General features: G+C 61.1%; 12 protein-coding genes. 4 read left to right on the top strand and 8 right to left on the bottom strand.

The window, feature by feature from the left end; genetic code table 11:
• Positions 1-228: 228 nt before the first annotated feature.
• From ACP7C6_RS02145 to ACP7C6_RS02135, 3 genes are all read right to left on the bottom strand, one after another.
• Positions 229-1,128, bottom strand: coding sequence for a hydroxymethylglutaryl-CoA lyase (locus ACP7C6_RS02145; RefSeq protein WP_426108201.1), 900 nt, complete (start codon positions 1,126-1,128; stop codon positions 229-231).
• A gap of 16 nt (positions 1,129-1,144) precedes the next feature.
• Positions 1,145-1,537, bottom strand: a complete 393-nt coding sequence (locus ACP7C6_RS02140; protein WP_038844104.1) for a MerR family transcriptional regulator — start codon at positions 1,535-1,537, stop codon at positions 1,145-1,147.
• A gap of 183 nt (positions 1,538-1,720) precedes the next feature.
• Complete coding sequence (locus tag ACP7C6_RS02135) at positions 1,721-2,656, bottom strand: LysR family transcriptional regulator (RefSeq protein ID WP_028616891.1); 936 nt, start codon at positions 2,654-2,656, stop codon at positions 1,721-1,723.
• 151 nt (positions 2,657-2,807) lie between these two features.
• On the opposite strand from ACP7C6_RS02135, the gene ACP7C6_RS02130 reads away from it, so the two are divergent.
• Positions 2,808-4,037, top strand: coding sequence for an acyl-CoA dehydrogenase (locus ACP7C6_RS02130; RefSeq protein WP_426108200.1), 1,230 nt, complete (start codon positions 2,808-2,810; stop codon positions 4,035-4,037).
• 27 nt (positions 4,038-4,064) lie between these two features.
• Here the strand turns inward: ACP7C6_RS02130 and ACP7C6_RS02125 are convergent, their stop codons facing one another.
• Both ACP7C6_RS02125 and xthA read right to left on the bottom strand, forming a co-directional pair.
• Positions 4,065-5,396 carry a substrate-binding domain-containing protein gene (locus ACP7C6_RS02125; protein ID WP_426108199.1) on the bottom strand — a complete coding sequence of 444 codons (1,332 nt, stop codon included), beginning with the start codon at positions 5,394-5,396 and terminating at the stop codon, positions 4,065-4,067.
• A gap of 95 nt (positions 5,397-5,491) precedes the next feature.
• A complete protein-coding gene (xthA, locus tag ACP7C6_RS02120) occupies positions 5,492-6,304 on the bottom strand; it encodes an exodeoxyribonuclease III (RefSeq protein ID WP_028616888.1) in 813 nt (270 codons plus the stop codon).
• A gap of 169 nt (positions 6,305-6,473) precedes the next feature.
• Between xthA and ACP7C6_RS02115 the strand changes: the two genes are divergently transcribed.
• The 3 genes from ACP7C6_RS02115 (at position 6,474) to ACP7C6_RS02105 (ending at position 12,587) form a co-directional block, all read left to right on the top strand.
• A complete protein-coding gene (locus ACP7C6_RS02115) occupies positions 6,474-7,124 on the top strand; it encodes a GNAT family N-acetyltransferase (protein ID WP_068935124.1) in 651 nt (216 codons plus the stop codon).
• 64 nt (positions 7,125-7,188) lie between these two features.
• Positions 7,189-8,916, top strand: coding sequence for an autotransporter assembly complex protein TamA (locus ACP7C6_RS02110; RefSeq protein ID WP_426108198.1), 1,728 nt, complete (start codon positions 7,189-7,191; stop codon positions 8,914-8,916).
• Positions 8,916-12,587, top strand: coding sequence for a translocation/assembly module TamB domain-containing protein (locus ACP7C6_RS02105; protein WP_426108197.1), 3,672 nt, complete (start codon positions 8,916-8,918; stop codon positions 12,585-12,587). Before ACP7C6_RS02110 ends, ACP7C6_RS02105 begins: the two co-directional genes overlap by 1 nt.
• Positions 12,588-12,973: 386 nt before the next feature.
• Here ACP7C6_RS02105 and ACP7C6_RS02100 read toward each other — a convergent pair whose 3' ends face one another.
• From ACP7C6_RS02100 to ACP7C6_RS02090, 3 genes are all read right to left on the bottom strand, one after another.
• Positions 12,974-15,454 carry a fimbria/pilus outer membrane usher protein gene (locus tag ACP7C6_RS02100; RefSeq protein WP_426108196.1) on the bottom strand — a complete coding sequence of 827 codons (2,481 nt, stop codon included), beginning with the start codon at positions 15,452-15,454 and terminating at the stop codon, positions 12,974-12,976.
• Between the two features lie 85 nt (positions 15,455-15,539).
• A complete protein-coding gene (locus tag ACP7C6_RS02095; RefSeq protein WP_068935132.1) occupies positions 15,540-16,289 on the bottom strand; it encodes a fimbrial biogenesis chaperone in 750 nt (249 codons plus the stop codon).
• A gap of 60 nt (positions 16,290-16,349) precedes the next feature.
• The gene (locus ACP7C6_RS02090; protein WP_068935134.1) at positions 16,350-16,940 is read right to left on the bottom strand and encodes a fimbrial protein; all 591 of its coding nucleotides are present in this window, start codon (positions 16,938-16,940) and stop codon (positions 16,350-16,352) included.
• Between the last annotated feature and the right edge of the window lie 23 nt (positions 16,941-16,963).

The raw sequence follows: 16,963 nt of genomic DNA, 5'->3' as shown, positions 1-16,963 counted from the left end.
GTTGTTTTTGTTATGTCAGAGTCGTTTCGTCTTATTTTTATTAGGTTTGGCGCTTTTTATTCTTGTTATGCCATAGAGATAGCAGAAGCCGTGCCAACTTTTAAAAAACCTTTAAAATCAATGGTTTGATTTTTTTATAGGATTTCGCTTGCAGAAAATACGACAAAAAATGTTCCCGTGTTACTCGATGTGTAGGTGTGCGGTAACACATTGTCACGGCTAAGCTACTCAACCGGCGTTACGCGCCTTGGCCACGCGTGACCCTGTCGGCCGGCCCAGCACGTTGCTGATTTGCTGGCCCGCGCCAATCAATGCCTCCAGATCAACACCCGTCTCGATGCCCAGGCCGTCGAGCAGGTACAGCACATCTTCGGTAGCGACGTTACCGCTGGCGCCCTTGGCGTATGGGCAGCCGCCGAGGCCCGCGATAGAGCTGTCGAACACCGTGATTCCTTCCAGCAGGCTGGCGTAGATATTCGCGATGGCCTGGCCATAGGTGTCGTGGAAATGCCCGGCCAGCTTGTCCCGTGGCACCTGCGCGGCGACCACCTCGAACAACCGCCGCGTCGCGCCCGCCGTGCCGGTGCCGATGGTGTCGCCGAGGGACACCTCATAGCAGCCCATGGCATACAACTCCCGCGCGACCGTCGCCACTTGCTCCGGCGCGATCTCACCCTCATACGGGCAACCCAGCACGCACGACACATAACCGCGCACGCTGACCCCGTGCTGCCTGGCGGCCGCCATGATCGGCGCAAAGCGCTCCAGGCTTTCGCTGATGGAGCAGTTGATATTGCGCTGGGAAAACGCCTCGGATGCGGCCGCAAACACCGCCACTTCCTTCACGCCGGCGGCCAGCGCATCCTCGAAACCGCGCAGGTTCGGCGTCAGCGCGCCATAGGTCACGCCGGGTTTGCGCTGGATCTGCGCGAACACCTCGGCGGAACCGGCCATCTGTGGCACCCACTTGGGCGATACAAAACTGCCGACTTCGATGTAGCTCAAGCCAGCAGCGCTGAGGGCGTCCACCAACCGGACCTTGTCCGCCACGCTGATGGGCTGGGCTTCATTCTGCAGGCCGTCGCGCGGGCCGACTTCCACCAGGCGGACGTGTGAAGGGAGGGACATGGTAATTACCTCATGATCAATGGCCGGCCTGGCGCAGGGTGTGGGCCAGGGCCTGGGTGCAGCGCTCTTCGGCGGTGTCCAGTTCCAGCTTCATTTGTTCGATATCCAGCAACTGCTGCTCAAGCTGCTCACGGCGCTCGGCGATTTTCGCCAGCATGCTGTTGAGTTGCACGTGGTTACCGCTGGTGGGGTCGTAGAGCTCGATGAGTTCGCGGCACTCGGCCAGGGAAAAACCGATGCGCTTGCCCCGCAGGATCAGCTTGAGGCTGACCTTGTCCCGGGCCGAGTAGATGCGCTCCTGACCCCGACGTTCCGGGGCGAGCAGGCCTTGTTCTTCGTAGAAACGAATGGCGCGGGTGGTGATGTCGAGCTCGCGGGCGAGGTCGGAGATGCTGTAGGTGGTGCTCATGGCGATGCCCGAGAAAATGTCTTGGGCGCTAAGCTAATGGCTGGTTGACGTTAACGTCAAGCGAATCACTGTAGAAGCCGGCTTGCCGGCGATGGTCGTCAGCGATGACGCAGCAAGCCCGGACAAGTGCGGTGACTGTGCGTTTTTCGCCGGCAAGCCGGCTCCTACAGGGGTGTGACAATCTCACGATTGTTGTTTGTCGAGCTTCTTCTCGTGCGCCGTCACCTGCTGGCACAACTCGATCATTTGCTCGCGCATCCAGCGGTTCGCCGGGTCTTGGTCGGTGCTTTCGTGCCAGTACAGGTGGGTTTCCACCGGCGGCACGTCGTTGACCGGCAGGTTGAACCAATGCAATTCATGGCGGCGCGCGAAGCGCTCGGGCACGGTCATGACCATGTCGGTCTGCTGCAACACCTGCGAGGCCATCAGGTAGTGCTGGGAGCGCAGGGCGATCTTGCGTTGCAGGCCCATCTTGCCCAGCGCCAGGTCCACATGGCCCAGGCCGTTGCGCCGGCTGGAGATATGGATGTGGGTCAGCCCCAGGTAATCATCCAGGCTCAGCTTGTCCTTGCCCGCCAGCGGATGGCCCTTGCGCATGGCGCACACGTAGCGGTCTTCCATCAGCTTGACGTGGCGTACCTGCGGGTCGGTGTTGAGCGGCGCGTCCACGGCAAAGTCCAGGCGCCCAGCAGCCAGTTCCTTGGTGGTTTCGCGGCGCTTGGACAGGAAACTCTCGATGACCACCGTGGGCGCCAGGCGGCGCAGGCGCTGGAACAACAGTGGCAGGATCACCGCCTCGGTGAGGTCGGTCATGCTGATGCGATAAGTCTTGGCCGCCTGTTGCGGGTTGAAGATGCGGCTCTCTTGCACCGACACCCGCAGCAATGACAGCGCATTGCGCACCGGCCCGATGATGTTCTGCGCCATCGGCGTGGGCACCATGCCCTGGGCGGTGCGCACGAACAATGGGTCGTTGAAGGTTTCCCGAAGACGTGCCAGAGCGTTGGACACCGCCGGTTGGGTGATGCCGACAATCTGTCCGGCGCGGGTCAGGTTAGCTTCGGTGTAGATAGCGTCAAAGACGATGAAGAGGTTGAGGTCGACCTTGCTCAGATTCATTTCGTTGCGCTCTTATTGTTAGGTGGCCATACGTCGATCATATATCGGTGATGAATGTTAATACACGCCGAGAATAGGTTAGGTAAATTTTCGTAGCTCATCTAGCATCGACTTCATGACCTAAACAACCTCTCAGAGAAGGGAGCTGCTCATGGATTTCGCCTATTCGCCCAAGGTTCAGGAACTGCGTGAACGCGTCACTGCGTTCATGGACGCTTACGTTTACCCGGCCGAGCCGGTGTTCGAACGCCAGGTCAGCGAAGGCGACCGCTGGCAGCCCACCGCAATCATGGAAGAGCTGAAGGCGAAGGCTAAAGCCGAAGGTTTGTGGAACCTGTTCCTGCCGGAATCCGAGCTGGGCGCCGGCCTCACCAACCTTGAATACGCACCGTTGGCCGAAATCATGGGCCGTTCGCTGTTGGGCCCGGAGCCGTTCAACTGCTCGGCGCCTGACACCGGCAATATGGAAGTGTTGGTGCGCTATGCCAACGAAGAGCAGAAACAACGCTGGCTGGAGCCACTGCTGCGCGGCGAGATCCGTTCTGCATTCGCCATGACCGAACCCGACGTCGCCTCATCCGACGCCACCAACATGGCTGCCCGCGCCGAGCGCCAGGGCGATGAGTGGGTGATCAACGGCAAGAAATGGTGGACCTCCGGCGCCTGCGACCCGCGCTGCAAGATCTTGATCTTCATGGGCCTGAGCAACCCGGACGCGCCGCGTCACCAGCAACACTCGATGATCCTGGTGCCGGTGGACACCCCCGGCGTGAAGATCGTGCGCCCGCTGCCGGTGTTCGGCTACGACGACGCACCCCACGGCCATGCCGAAGTGCTGTTCGACAATGTGCACGTACCCTACGAAAACGTGTTGCTGGGTGAGGGTCGTGGCTTTGAAATCGCCCAGGGCCGCCTTGGCCCAGGCCGTATCCACCACTGCATGCGTTCCATCGGCATGGCCGAGCGCGCGCTGGAATTGATGTGCAAGCGTTCCGTCAGCCGGACTGCATTCGGTAAGCCATTGGCGCGCCTGGGCGGCAATATCGACAAGATCGCCGACTCGCGCATGGAAATCGACATGGCGCGCCTGCTGACCTTGAAAGCAGCCTACATGATGGACACCGTGGGTAACAAAGTCGCGAAAAGCGAAATCGCCCAGATCAAGGTGGTTGCACCGAATGTCGCCTTGAAGGTGATCGATCGTGCGATCCAGATCCATGGCGGCGCTGGTGTCTCCAACGACTTCCCGCTGGCCTACATGTACGCCATGCAACGTACCTTGCGCCTGGCCGATGGCCCGGATGAAGTGCACCGGGCAGCGATCGGCAAGTTTGAGATTGGCAAGTATGTGCCGAAAGAACTGATGCGCAGCGGGCAATAAACAGCAATAGGCGGGGAGGTTGGGTATTCAATACACCCAAACCTCCACCCGCCGATTCTTGATCCGCCCTTCATCCGCCGTATTCGCCGCCACCGGCATTTGCGCGCCAAACCCGCGGATATCGCGCAGCACCACGCCGTTCTTGACCAATTCCCGGCGCACCGCCATTGCCCGCAACTTTGACAGCAATGCTGCCCGCTGCGGATCGTTCTTGGCATCGCCAAAGCCCACCAGCGTCACCTGCTTGTCCAGCTTGTTGTGGCTTTTGAGGTACGCCACCACCCGCTGCAAATCCTGGCGGGCCTTGCTGTCCAGGCTTGCGCTGCCTTCCTCGAAACGAAAATTCACTGTCAGGCGCTGGGCATCCCGCGCAATCGCTTGATAGTCATCAGGCATCGAAGTACGCGGCTCCACGGCCATCGCCTGTACCTGCTGCGCGATAAAACCATTGGCGGCCACGATCGCCTGGCCCTTGCTGCTTTGGCTGAAGTCCACCAACGCCTTGGCCCATGGATTGCGACTCAACGGCGGCAAGTAAAAGAGCAGCCGACGTGACAGCGGATAATCCTCGGTCGCAATCAGGCTGTTCAACGGCAACATGGGTTGCGAGTCGCCATCCACTATCGCCGCCGCTTTGGCCTGGCGGATGTAGGGCAGCCCGATAAAGCCAATGCCCTGGGGATCCTGGCTGACCGCGTCGGAGAGTTGCTCGCTGGATTCGAAACGCTTGGCGCCCGGCGCGAGCGGCTTGCCACGCAGACGCAGGACCAGGTCCTTGAACGTATCGTAGGTGCCGGATTGATCATCCCGCGCGTACAGATGAATTGGCCCTCCGACGCCACCGAGCGCCTCCCAGGTACTGACATCGCCATTGAAGATCTGCGCCAGTTGCTCGGTATTCAGGGTGTTCAACGGGTTTTGCGGGTGGAGGATGATGGCCAGGCCATCGATGGCGATCACCTGTTCGGCTTCGGGGCTTTTCAGGTCGCCGAGGGGTTCGAGGTCTACCAGTTCGCTGTCTTTTATCGGGCGCGATGAAGCTGCCAGGTCGGCTGTGGCTTTCTTTAGCGCCGTGAAACCGGTACTCGATCCGTGAGCGGCGACTTCGATGATCACCGTCTTGCCCTGGCGTGTCTTGCCGATCACGCGTTGTTCATTGGCACCTTCGGCCGGTTCGCTGTGCACCGCCTGTAAGCCCTGCTGTTCCATCAAGCCCTTGACCAGTGCAGGACCCAGTGCCGCACCAATGGTATTGGAACCCTGGATACGCAAAGCAGGGCCTTGATCAGGAACGGGAAGGGGAGCGGAAACGGCGAAGAGGGGGAAAAGCACCAGCAGGAACAGAACGCGCAGCCTCATGCCGGCACCTTCTCAAGCCAAAGGGAGTGCCGCGAGAATAAGTCAGGCAGGTTGCATAAATATGACGGGGCCGAGGGGCGGCCCCGTCAGGGCGATCAGCTCAGTTCAAGCCAGATCGGCGCATGGTCCGACGGCTTTTCCAATCCACGCAGCTCGTAATCCACCCCGGCATCCTTGACCCGCGGCAGCAGGCCATTGGAGGCCAGGATCACGTCGATGCGCAGGCCGCGCTTGGGTTCGTCCTCAAAGCCACGGCTGCGGTAGTCGAACCAGCTGAAGCGGTCTGCAACCTCTGGGTTGAGGTGACGGAAGCTGTCCACCAGGCCCCAATTTTTCAGGCGGGCCATCCACTCGCGTTCTTCCGGCAGGAAGCTGCACTTGCCAGTCTTTAGCCAGCGCTTGGCGTTGTCGGCGCCAATGCCGATGTCGATGTCTTCCGGGGAAATGTTGATATCGCCCATCACCACCAGCGCCTGGTCATTGCTGAACTGGCTCTCCAGCAACTGTTGCAGGTCTTCATAGAAGCGCTGCTTGGCCGGGAACTTGGTGGGGTGGTCGCGGCTTTCGCCCTGGGGGAAGTAGCCGTTCATGATGGTGACCGGGTGGCCGTTCTCATCGGCAAAGGTGCCCCAGATAAACCGGCGTTGGGCGTCTTCTTCGTCGCTGGCAAAACCTTTGTGCAGGCTCAACGCCGGCTGGCGCGAGAGCAGGGCTACACCGTAGTGACCTTTTTGGCCGTGGTAGTACACGTGATAGCCAAGGGCCTGTACTTCGGCCAGTGGGAACTGGTCATCGTGGACCTTGGTTTCCTGCAGGCCGATCACGTCGGGCTGGTGCTTTTCAATCAGCGCCGCCAGCTGATGGGGGCGGGCGCGCAGCCCGTTGATATTGAAGGAGACGATTTTCATGGTCGGCAGTCCAGTCCTGGCAAAAGGGCGATGCTAGCGGACAAGTCGGACGGGGGCCAGCGTGGCGGTAGGGCACTTGCACTGCTAATGTCTGGGAACGACTGGTGCTGTGTAGGTTCGTACCCATAAGAACGCTGCCTTTTGAGCCGCGCCCAGGGAGATTGATGGTATGCCGGACACTTCAACTGCAACTGCTGAAATTCGCCTGCTCAATAGCGGCTATTCCCGCGAAGCCCGTTCCTTGCTGTACCAGGCTTATCGGCATGAGCCGACGTTCGCCTACATTTTCGAAGCCGAGCGCCCGGGTTATGAACAGCGGGTGCGCGCTACCGTGCGGGAGCTGGTCAAGCAGCACTTTTTTCAGAAACTGCCGGCCATTGGTCTGTTCGTCAACGATCGGTTGATCGGCATCGCCCTGATCGCGCCACCGCAGCGGCGCCTGGGGATTACCGAAAGCTGGGCCTGGCAGTTGCGCATGTGGCTGAGCACGGGCGTGCGCGGGACGCGACGTTACCTCGACTACCATCACGCCGTGCTGGCGTGCCTGCCCAGTGAGTCGGTGCACGTGCTGCCGTTGTTGGGCATTCATCCGCAATTCCAGGGCAAACATTTCGGCGAGCAGTTGCTGGAGGCCGTGCACAACTGGTGCGCCGAAGACCCGCATTCGTCCGGGGTGGTACTGGACACGGGCAACTCACGCTATCTGGAGTTCTATAAGCGTCAGGGTTATGAGGAAATCGGCGAAGTCGCTGTAGGACCTGTCCTGGAGCACGTGTTTTTTCACCCCAATCCTCAGTCGTTACATGCTGCAACGGCTTAGTACAGAATTATTCAGACATTTCCGAGTTCAAAGAGGCTCCCCAGGTCGTGTAGCATCCGCGCCTATGAAGTTTCCAGGAAGATTTACCAGCGGCTTGATTCTGCTGTTCACAAGCTGCGGCGCCTTGGCGCAAAGCGAATTGGACGTGCGGATCAAACCCTCAAACGACGCGTTGAAAGCCAACATCGAAGGCTATATCGGCGGGGTGGGCGATCGTGATGAAGAAGCCTTGCTGCGGTTCAGCCGTGGCGCCGAGGAGCAGGCGCGCAAAGCTGCCCAGGCCCTGGGCTTCTATCAGCCACAGATCGATAGTGACGTGAAGGGCGGCAAGAACCCGCGCCTGATCCTCACCATCGACCCCGGCGAACCGGTGCATTTGCGTAACGTGACCATTCGGGTCGACGGCCCCGCCGCCGACCTCAAGACGTTTCGCGTGCCCGTCAGCGACGACCTCAAATCCGGCGCCGTGCTCAACCACGGCCATTACGAAGACGCCAAGCGTCTGATCCAGAACCAGGCCTCGCGCTACGGCTTTTTCAGCGGGCGCTTCACAAGCCAGAAACTTGCGGTAGACCCCCAGGCCGGGGTCGCCGATATCGAACTCATCTACGACAGCGGCCCGCGTTACACCCTTGGCAAAGTCAGCTTTGCTGGGGATACGCCGTTTGACGAAGAATTGCTGCAACGCATGGTGCCGTTCAAAAGCGGCACGCCCTACGACTCCGAACTGATCGCCGAGCTCAACCAGAACCTGCAAGGCAGTGGTTTTTTCGAAGGCGTGCGCGTGGACGCTGCTCCCGCCGCTTCGACCAACGACATCATCCCGGTGGCCGTGCGCCTGGAAACCCGCAAGCCGCGCACCATGGGGCTGGGCTTGGGTTTTTCTACCGACGTCGGCCCGCGCGGCAAAGCCAACTGGACCCGCCACTGGGTCAACCCCCAGGGTCACAGTTATGGCTGGGAGGCCGAGCTGTCGGCGCCCCGGCAAAACGTTGGCCTGTGGTATGACATCCCGCTCGATCCGCCACTGACCGACAAGCTGCGTTTTGCGGGCGGTTACCAGAACGAAGAAATCGCCAACACTGATACGGTCAGTAAATTGCTGACCCTCGGCCCTGAATGGCACAGCAAGTTGCCCAGCGGCTGGACCCGGGTGATTTCGCTCAAATACCAGCGTGAGGAGTATCGGCTGGGCAATGACTCCGGCCTGAGTAACCTGGTGATGCCGGGCGTCAGCTATTCCTACCTGCGCAGCGATAACCGCATCGACCCGCACAATGGCTACCGCCTGCAGTTCGACACCAAGGTCGCCAAAGAAGGGCTGGGTTCCGACACCAACCTGCTTTATGGCACGGCCATGGTCAAAGGCCTCACCACGTTGTGGGACAACCACCGCTTCCTCGCCCGCGCCCAAGTGGGCGGCAGTGCCACTAACGGCTACAAATCGGTGCCGCCGTCGCTGCGCTTCTTTGCCGGTGGTGACCAAAGTGTGCGCGGTTACGAGTACCAGACGTTATCACCCGAGAACGACCGGGGCGATCGCATTGGTGGTCGCTACATGGTGGCCCTGAGCGCTGAGTATCAATATTCCATTGCCGAGAAGTGGCGGATTGCAACCTTCATCGACCAGGGCAACTCCTTCAACAACCTGGACCTGCCCAGCCTGAAAACCGGCGTCGGCGTCGGTATCCGCTGGGTTTCGCCGGTCGGTCCGATCCGTCTCGACCTGGCCCATGCCCTCGAAGATCCGGGCGGCATTCGATTGCACTTTTCCATGGGGCCTGAGCTGTGATGCGTGGTGTAAAAATAGCGGGGCTGGCCGTGGTGGCCATCCTTGCCGTGCTGGTACTGGCCCTGTGGACGGTGCTTGGCACCCAGGCGGGCAGCCGCTGGGCGTTGGGCCGTGTTCCGGGTTTGACGTTAGAAAATTTCCAGGGGCATCTGGGCGGCCGGTGGAGCGCCGACCATGTGTTGTGGCAGCAGGACAACAGTCGCGTCGAACTCCAGGCGCCCCAGTTTGATTGGTCGCCAGCGTGCCTGTTGCGCATGACCCTGTGCATCAATCAACTGGACGTGGAGCAGGTCAGCCTGCAATTGCCGCCGAGTGCCGAGGAAAGCAGCGGGCCAATTCAACTGCCCGACCTGAAGCTGCCGCTAGCCATCCAATTGGGCGACGTTCGCGTTGGTAGCCTGCTGTTCAATGGCAGTGAAGAACTCAAGGGCCTGCAATTGGCGGCGCACTGGACGGCCGCCGGCATGCAGATCGACTCGGTGCACCTGCAACGGGACGACCTTGTGCTGGACCTCGCCGGCCTGCTGCAACCGACTGGCGATTGGCCGTTGAGTGCCACCGGTAACCTGAGCCTGCCCTACGCACCGGGCGGCGCACCGTGGAAGGTGGCGCTCAAGGTTGACGGCGACCTGCTCAAGACCCTCAAGCTCGACGCCGACAGCAGCGGCTATCTGCCCGCAAAACTGACCGGAGAACTGCAGCTCCTGGAGGAGAACCTTCCGGCCCAGGTGCACATCACCGCCGACGGCTTCAAACCCAGCGCCGATCTGCCGGATACTCTACAACTCAATCAATTGGACCTCACCGCCAAAGGTGACTTGAGCCGCGGCTACGAACTGCTGGGCAAGGCCGTGTTGCCAGCAGAGAAAGGCCCGGTTGACTTGCTGCTGCAAGGCCGGGTCGACGCCAGGGGCGCGCAGGTCGCAGGCCTGGACCTGAATGCCGGTGACCAACAAAGCCTCAAGCTGACGGCCCAACTGGATTGGCAGCAGGGTTTCAGCGCCGACGCCAAGATCGACTGGCTGGACTTCCCCTGGCATCGCCTCTATCCGGTGATCGACGAGCCGCAAGTCGCGCTGCGTACCTTCAATGGTGAGATTTCCTACAAGGACGGCAACTACCTGGGTAACCTCAAGGCCGACCTCGACGGCCCGGCGGGCAAGTTCAACGTGGTCACGCCGTTCAGTGGCGACCTCAAGCAGATCTTCCTGCCTGAGCTGAAGCTCACCGCCGGCCAGGGCAAGGCCGAAGGCCACCTGAACCTTCAGTTTGCCGACGGCATTGCCTGGGATACCGCGCTGGACCTGTCCGCGTTGAACCCGGCGTACTGGGTCGCAGAACTGCCGGGCACCCTGGCCGGACCACTGCGCAGCAAGGGTGAGTTCAAGAACGAGCAACTCAAGCTGAACGCCGACCTCGACCTCAAGGGCCGCCTGCGTGGGCAAACCGCCGTATTGGCGGCCAAGGCGGAAGGCGCGGGCGAGCAGTGGACCTTGGCCAACCTGGATATCCGCTTGGGTGACAACCGCATCAACGGCAGCGGCAGCCTGCAACAGCGGTTGGCTGGGCAGATCGATATCAAGCTGGCGCGTCTGGCCCAGCTCTGGCCGCAACTGCGTGGGCAGGTCAACGGTCGACTCGACGTGGCCGGCAGCCTCAACGCCCCCCAGGGCAAGCTCGCACTCAAGGGCCAGCAACTGGCATTTGCCGACAACCGCCTGCAAAACCTCACCCTCGACGCCAACCTGGACAGTGCCCAGCGCGCCAAGATCGACCTGAAAGGCAGCGGCATTCAATCCGGCGACACCCAGGTCGGCACCCTGACCGCCAGCGCCCAGGGCGATATCAAGAACCAGAAAGTCCAACTGGACCTGGCTGGGCCGCTGGTCAAGCTCGCCCTGGCGTTGGATGGCAACCTCGACAAAGGCAACTGGCGCGGGCGCCTGGCCAGCGGCGATGTCCAAGCCGGCGGCCAGGACTGGAAGCTGCAGGCCCCCGCGAAGATCGAACGCATGGCCGATGGCAAGCTGACATTTGCTGCGCACTGCTGGGTATCCGGTCCTGCCAGTTTATGCGGTGAAGACCAGCGGCTGATGCCTGAGCCGAAGCTGCGTTATCACCTCAAGCAATTCCCCATCGACAGTCTGGCGGCGTTCCTGCCCAAGGACTTTGCCTGGCTGGGCAAGCTCAATGCCGACCTGCAACTGGACCTGCCCGACAGCGGCCCCAAAGGCGTGATTGCGGTGGACGCCAGCGGCGGCACCTTGCGCGTCAAGGACAAGGACCAGTGGCTGGATTTCCCCTACGACACGCTCAAGCTTGAAACCACTCTCAACCCCAAGCGTATCGACACCCAGCTGAATTTCCGTGGCGGCAAGCTTGGCGAATTGATGTTGCAGGCGCAGATCAACCCGCTGCCGAAGAACAAGCCGATTACCGGCAACTTCAGCCTGGTCGGTCTGGATCTCGCAGTGGCGCGGCCGTTTGTACCGATGGTGGAAACCCTCAGCGGCAAGCTCAATGGCAACGGGCGCATCTCCGGTGGTCTGTTGGCACCCCAGGTCAACGGCAACGTGAATCTGGTGGGCGGCGAGATTTCCGGTCCGGAACTGCCCATCAGCCTGGAAGGTTTGAATGTGCAGGCGCTGATCGCCGGTGAAAGCGTGCAGCTCAACGGTGGCTGGCGCAGTGGCAAGTCCGGGCAGGGCAGCCTCAAGGGCCAGATCGACTGGGGGCAGGCCCTGGCGGTGGATCTCAGCCTGCAAGGCTCGCAACTGCCGGTCACGGTGGAGCCCTACGCGGTGCTGGAAGTGGCGCCCGACCTGAAAATCAGCCTGAAGAACGACAAGCTGGCCATCGCTGGCAAAGTGCATATCCCGCGTGGCGATATCACCGTGCGCGAACTGCCGCCGTCCACCGTCAAGGTCTCGGACGACACCGTGATCATCGGCAGCCAGACCGAAGAGGGCAAGCCGCCGATGGCGATGGCCATGGACATTGACGTGGTGGTGGGCGAAGACAAGCTCAACTTCTCGGGCTTCGGCCTCACCGCCAAGGTGCAGGGCCAGGTGCATATCGGCGACAACATGGACACCCGTGGCGAACTGTGGCTCAACGATGGCCGTTATCGCGCCTACGGGCAGAAGCTGGATGTGCGCCGTGCGCGGTTGCTGTTTGCCGGGCCGTTGGACCAGCCGTATCTGGACATCGAGGCGATCCGCAAGACCGATGATGTGATCGCCGGAATTCGCTTGAGTGGTAGCGCCGAACAACCCACCACGCAGATCTTCTCGGAGCCGGCCATGAGCCAGGAGCAGGCGCTGTCCTACCTGGTGCTCGGGCGGCCGCTGAGCACCACCGGTGAAGACAACAACATGCTGGCCCAGGCCGCGTTGGGCCTGGGGTTGATGGGCAGCGCCGGGGTGACGTCGGATCTGGCGAAGAATCTGGGTATCCAGGACTTTGAACTGGATACGCAAGGTAGCGGGAATAACACTGCCGTGGTGGCGAGTGGCAAGATTACCGAGAAGCTCAGCCTGCGGTATGGGGTTGGGGTGTTTGAGCCGGCCAGTACTATTGCCTTGCGGTATTTGTTGAGCAAGAAGGTGTATCTGGAAGTGGCCAGTGGTGTGGCCAGTTCGTTGGATATCTTCTACAAGCGGGATTTTTGAGCCGGACGGTGATGGAAGCTGTGGGAGGTTGCTCTCGCTGGTGGTTTGACAGTTGGCTTGAGTGCATATCCATTGCTGCGGTAACGGCTGGTATGGGTTCCGCCCTTACGGCGGGTCACTTTTGAAAAGAGCCGGAAGCCGGCCCAGCCAAAAGTAACCAAAAGGCTCTTGCCCCAACACTCGGCACCTCGCCTAGGCTCGGTGTGCCCTCACTCCGGCTTGAATCCGTGGGCCGCCGCGATGGGCCATCCTTGGCCCAGCGCGGCTAACCCGGCGTCCTGCCGGGTTACCCACGGATTCAAGCCTGCGTTCGGCCAGCGTGTTTGACGGGGCGCCTGAGATCAAAAGCCAGATCAAGAGCGACTCGCTTCGCCTCGTGGTTGGCGCTAGGGCGCGCAGGTCAATGCCACTCGCTCATAGTTCAGCGCCTTGTTGGGTTCGCCCAGCGCATAGGGGGCCTGGCAGTGCTGGTCGCCCCATTTGATCACCAGCGTCCCCGTGTCTTCTTCCACCAAGGCCAACGCCTTCCCACTCGGGTCGGCGATTGCAATCTGCTTGCCCGCTATGTTTTCCAGCGATGCGCCAAACGGGATCGGTCGGTGCTGGGCGTCGAACAAGGCGAACTGTACGCGGCGTCCGGTCTTGCTGGCGTAGCGGGCCAAAACCACGGCGCCGCGTCGAGGTACGACTTGTTGGGTGGCGTTATCGATTTCGATCTCTGCGCCCAGGTCGCGGGTGTCCAGGCTGATCCAGTTGACCCGGTAAGGCTGGGCATTGGGGATCACGGCATAGCCGTTGCTGCCGGTTTTTGCGCCGGAGAAACTGCCGATCTTCACGCCGGGAATGCCTTCGACTTGCGCCAGCGCAAAGGTCTCGCCCACGGTCTGTCCCAGGTTGATACCACCCGCATGGGCCACCACTGACCCGGCCACGTTGAGGTTCTGCGCGCTGTAGCCACGGCCCTGGCTGTAACCGCCGCTGATGTCCATCAGCGAGGTGCGGGTGCTGAGGTTGGCCGAGCCGGTGCTGCCGCCCGTGTTGCTGTTGCCGGCTTGCAGTGAGTAATAGGTGTCGCTGTCGTCCGTCAGGTAACCGTTGACGCCCATTTGCGTGGTGTCGCTGTCTTTTTGCGTGCTGGCGGAGACAAATGCTCTCGGCGCGCGTGGCTTAGAGCCCAGTGGAAACGACAGGGACAGGTTGATCAGCGTGTCATTGTTCGTCGGCCCGTAGTTGCCCACATCCTTGGTATGGGTGGCACTGACGTTGTAGCTCACGTCGCCCCAGTAATTGCTGTAGCCCGCTGACAGGCTTTGCGCGCCGCCGCGTCCCCAGTAGCGCTGATCGCTGGCGTTTACGTACACACTGCCGAACTGCTGGTTGCGGCCCAGGCTCTGGTTGACGGTCAGGTCGGTGCGGGTTTTCGAGCTGCCCAGGCGTGTGCGGCCGTCGCTGCTCAGTTCCTCGACATGCTCGGTGAGGGTGCGATAACCCTCGGTCGAATAGCGGTAGGCCGCCAGTGTGAAGTTGGTGTCGGTGCCGGTAAACGTCTTGGCATACAGCGCGCGCAAGCTGTTGCCCGTGACCTGCCGGCCAAAGGTGCGGCTGGCGGAGTGGGTCATGTCCAGCGACACCGCACCGATCGACGTATTGCGCCCGGCCCCGATGGATAGCGCCTGGAAGTCCTGCGTGGCCTGTACCCCGACGATTCCCGACAGGTTGCTGCTGATGCCATACGCCAGGGTGCTGCTGACAAACTGCGGGGTCTTCTGCGCGTCACTGTTGCTGTTGTACTTGCCCGCCGAGACGCTGTATTTCAGTTGGCCTTCACGCACCATGATCGGCAGGCTGGAAAACGCCTGCACCGTGACCCGGCGACGGCCGTCCGCTTCGATCACCGTCACCTCAAGGTCGCCGTTGGAGCCGCTGGGGTAAATGTCGCTGATCTCGAACGGACCCGGCGGCACGTTGGCGGTATAGAGGATGTAGTTGTTCTGGCGGATCTCCACGGTGGCGCTGGACTGCGCAATGCCGCGGATGATCGGCGCGTAGCCGCGCTCGCTGTCAGCGCGCATGCCGTCGTCGGAGGCCAGTTTCAAGCCGCGATAGCGTACGCTGTCGAACAGGTCGGCATCCGAGAAAATGTCCCCGGCACTGAACTGGCCCTTCAAGGCGGTCACGTCATGTTGCAGGTAGCTGCGGTTGCTCTTGAACGTGCTGGGGCGGCCGGTGTTGCTGCTGAAGTTCGACTCGTTGCGCAAGCGCCACGCACCCAGGTTGATACCGTTGCGAAGGCCCAGGTTATTCGAGAGTGTGGTGTCGGCGTCGGTGCTGCTGCGGTTGCTGCTCAACTGGTAGTTGATGAACGCGGCGGGTACGCCGTCGTCCCACAAGGCCGGATCGACATAACCGCGGCGTCCGCGCTCCATGGCGCGTTGCGGCACACTGACCAGCAGGCGCAGACGCGGGACGTCGTAGCGCACTTTGGCGTGTTCGATCAGCGCAGGCAGGTCGAGGCAGGCATTGGGATCGGTGTCGACGAGTTTGCCGCTGGACTGCAAGGCGCCGATATCGACGCCCACTTGTTGCAGCATCTCCAGGGTCAGGCAGGCTTCGACTCGGCCGTTTACAGGGTTGCGGCGAAAGTCGATATCGCGTCGGCCCACCAGGGTGTCGTTGCCATACAGGTCAACCCGGTAATTGCCGGGGAGCACGCTGCTGCTGGCGAGCAATGACTGCAGGTCGACCGACGCTGCGGCGCCTTGCAAAAACGACGTATTGAACTGTTCATCGCCGTCGGCCTGGCAGACCGAACTGAAGCCCACGGCAATCAAAAATGGCGCCAGACTTTCGCGCTTGAATAAAAACATGCAGGAACCCTATATCACCTCCGATACGAACTAACGGAGCGAAGAGAAATACAGTGAAAGTGCGGCTGCGCGAACGGCAGGCGCGTTATGGCGACTCTTTGTTCAAACTGGCGCTGGTTTGAGCACGCTCAGAAAGTTGCGCGCTATAAGGGTCTTGTGCGCCATAGTCGTTGATGCTGCTGAACTTCAAGAGCGCGGAGTTAATCGAGGAAAGTTGCTTGAGTTGGAACTCTTTTTGTTCGCCTGGCGCAATCATCATCGAATCAAATGGATGTTCGCTGACGGCACCGGCCTGCAGGGTGATGTCGGCAATCGACACGTGATAAACCCCCGGGTTGCTCACCCGCAGCACGCGTTTACCGGCGTGTTCGGCCAACTGCCAGAGCAGCTCGGTCGGCGCCAGGTAGGCGTTGTTTTTCAACGCGGGCGGGCGGAAGAACACCTTGATGCGCTGGCGCACGGCAAGCTGCAAGGTGTTCTCGGTTTTTGAGGCCTTGGGGATTTCCTGCACGTTGAGCCATACGACCGACTCGCGGTCGCTGGGCATGCCCGTGCCTTCATAGATCACGCGCAACAGTTGTTGCTCATTGCTGGTGACCCGCGCCAGCGGCGGGGTGACGGCAAACGGTACCGAAGTCGCGTCGTCGGCGTCCGTGTCGACCCAGGACTGGATCAACACGTCCTCACCGCTGTTGCGTACGGTGATTCCGGCTTCTTTGTGTTGGCCGTCGAACACCAAACGCGTGCTGCTCAACGAAATCCCGGCTGTGGCTTGCCCGACTGCAAGCAGGCCGAGCAGGCCCGCGCACAGGGACAGTGAATGGCGAAGAAACATAATGGCTACCGCTACGTTCGAGAGGTGTGCGAGGCCCGCAGGCCCCGCATCGGGTTGGGGTTATTCGTACTGCAGGGTGAACGGCAGGGTGGCATCGCCGCGACCGGCCACGGCAGAGGCAGCGTCGATGGTGGTGACGTAGGCGGCCGAAAATTTCAGCGTGGTGTTGCTGTCCTGCAAGGTGTTCTCGATCTTCGCGGTGGTCGGCGAGCTCAAGTCGATCAGTGCGCCATTGGCATCCAGCAGGGCGATACCGATGTTCTTGGCGGCGCCCAGGCCGTCGATCAGCTTCAACACTTTGGTGCCGGTCACGATGCCTGAGCCGGCGCCTTTGGTCGGTTCGAAGATCATCGCCACCTTGGTGCCGGCGTTGCAGCTGATCTTCATGTCAAAGTTCTCGGCGCTCAGGGTGCCGTTGCCTTTGGGGGCGGTGGCGGTGCCCATGTCCTTGATCGACACTTCGCCCATGTTGATCGAGATGGTTTTGTTCAAGCCGATGCCTTCAACGGAGCAGGCGTCATTGTTGATACTGCCGGTGAAGTTGATGGTGCCGCTGCCGGCCTTGGTCGGTGTTACCGGTGGGTCGACGGCAAAGGCATTGCCCGCGGCGAAGATCGATAATGCCAGAAGTGTGCGAGACAGCTGTTTCATGTTGTTTTTCCATGGTGGGGTTA

Origin of the sequence: Pseudomonas sp. TWR1-1-4 (assembly GCF_049897165.1) — a bacterium.
GTDB classification, from domain to species: domain Bacteria; phylum Pseudomonadota; class Gammaproteobacteria; order Pseudomonadales; family Pseudomonadaceae; genus Aquipseudomonas; species Aquipseudomonas canadensis.
The sequence above is the reverse complement of the archived record's forward strand: the minus strand, read 5'-3'. Positions and strand labels throughout refer to the sequence as shown.

Coding starts and splice junctions, on each gene's coding strand:
- xthA (WP_028616888.1), bottom strand. CDS start 6,304: ATGAAAATCGTCTCCTTCAATATCAACGGGCTGCGCGCCCGCCCCCAT.
- ACP7C6_RS02145 (WP_426108201.1), bottom strand. CDS start 1,128: ATGTCCCTCCCTTCACACGTCCGCCTGGTGGAAGTCGGCCCGCGCGAC.
- ACP7C6_RS02125 (WP_426108199.1), bottom strand. CDS start 5,396: ATGAGGCTGCGCGTTCTGTTCCTGCTGGTGCTTTTCCCCCTCTTCGCC.
- ACP7C6_RS02095 (WP_068935132.1), bottom strand. CDS start 16,289: ATGTTTCTTCGCCATTCACTGTCCCTGTGCGCGGGCCTGCTCGGCCTG.
- ACP7C6_RS02105 (WP_426108197.1), top strand. CDS start 8,916: ATGCGTGGTGTAAAAATAGCGGGGCTGGCCGTGGTGGCCATCCTTGCC.
- ACP7C6_RS02110 (WP_426108198.1), top strand. CDS start 7,189: ATGAAGTTTCCAGGAAGATTTACCAGCGGCTTGATTCTGCTGTTCACA.
- ACP7C6_RS02100 (WP_426108196.1), bottom strand. CDS start 15,454: ATGTTTTTATTCAAGCGCGAAAGTCTGGCGCCATTTTTGATTGCCGTG.
- ACP7C6_RS02130 (WP_426108200.1), top strand. CDS start 2,808: ATGGATTTCGCCTATTCGCCCAAGGTTCAGGAACTGCGTGAACGCGTC.
- ACP7C6_RS02115 (WP_068935124.1), top strand. CDS start 6,474: ATGCCGGACACTTCAACTGCAACTGCTGAAATTCGCCTGCTCAATAGC.
- ACP7C6_RS02135 (WP_028616891.1), bottom strand. CDS start 2,656: ATGAATCTGAGCAAGGTCGACCTCAACCTCTTCATCGTCTTTGACGCT.
- ACP7C6_RS02090 (WP_068935134.1), bottom strand. CDS start 16,940: ATGAAACAGCTGTCTCGCACACTTCTGGCATTATCGATCTTCGCCGCG.
- ACP7C6_RS02140 (WP_038844104.1), bottom strand. CDS start 1,537: ATGAGCACCACCTACAGCATCTCCGACCTCGCCCGCGAGCTCGACATC.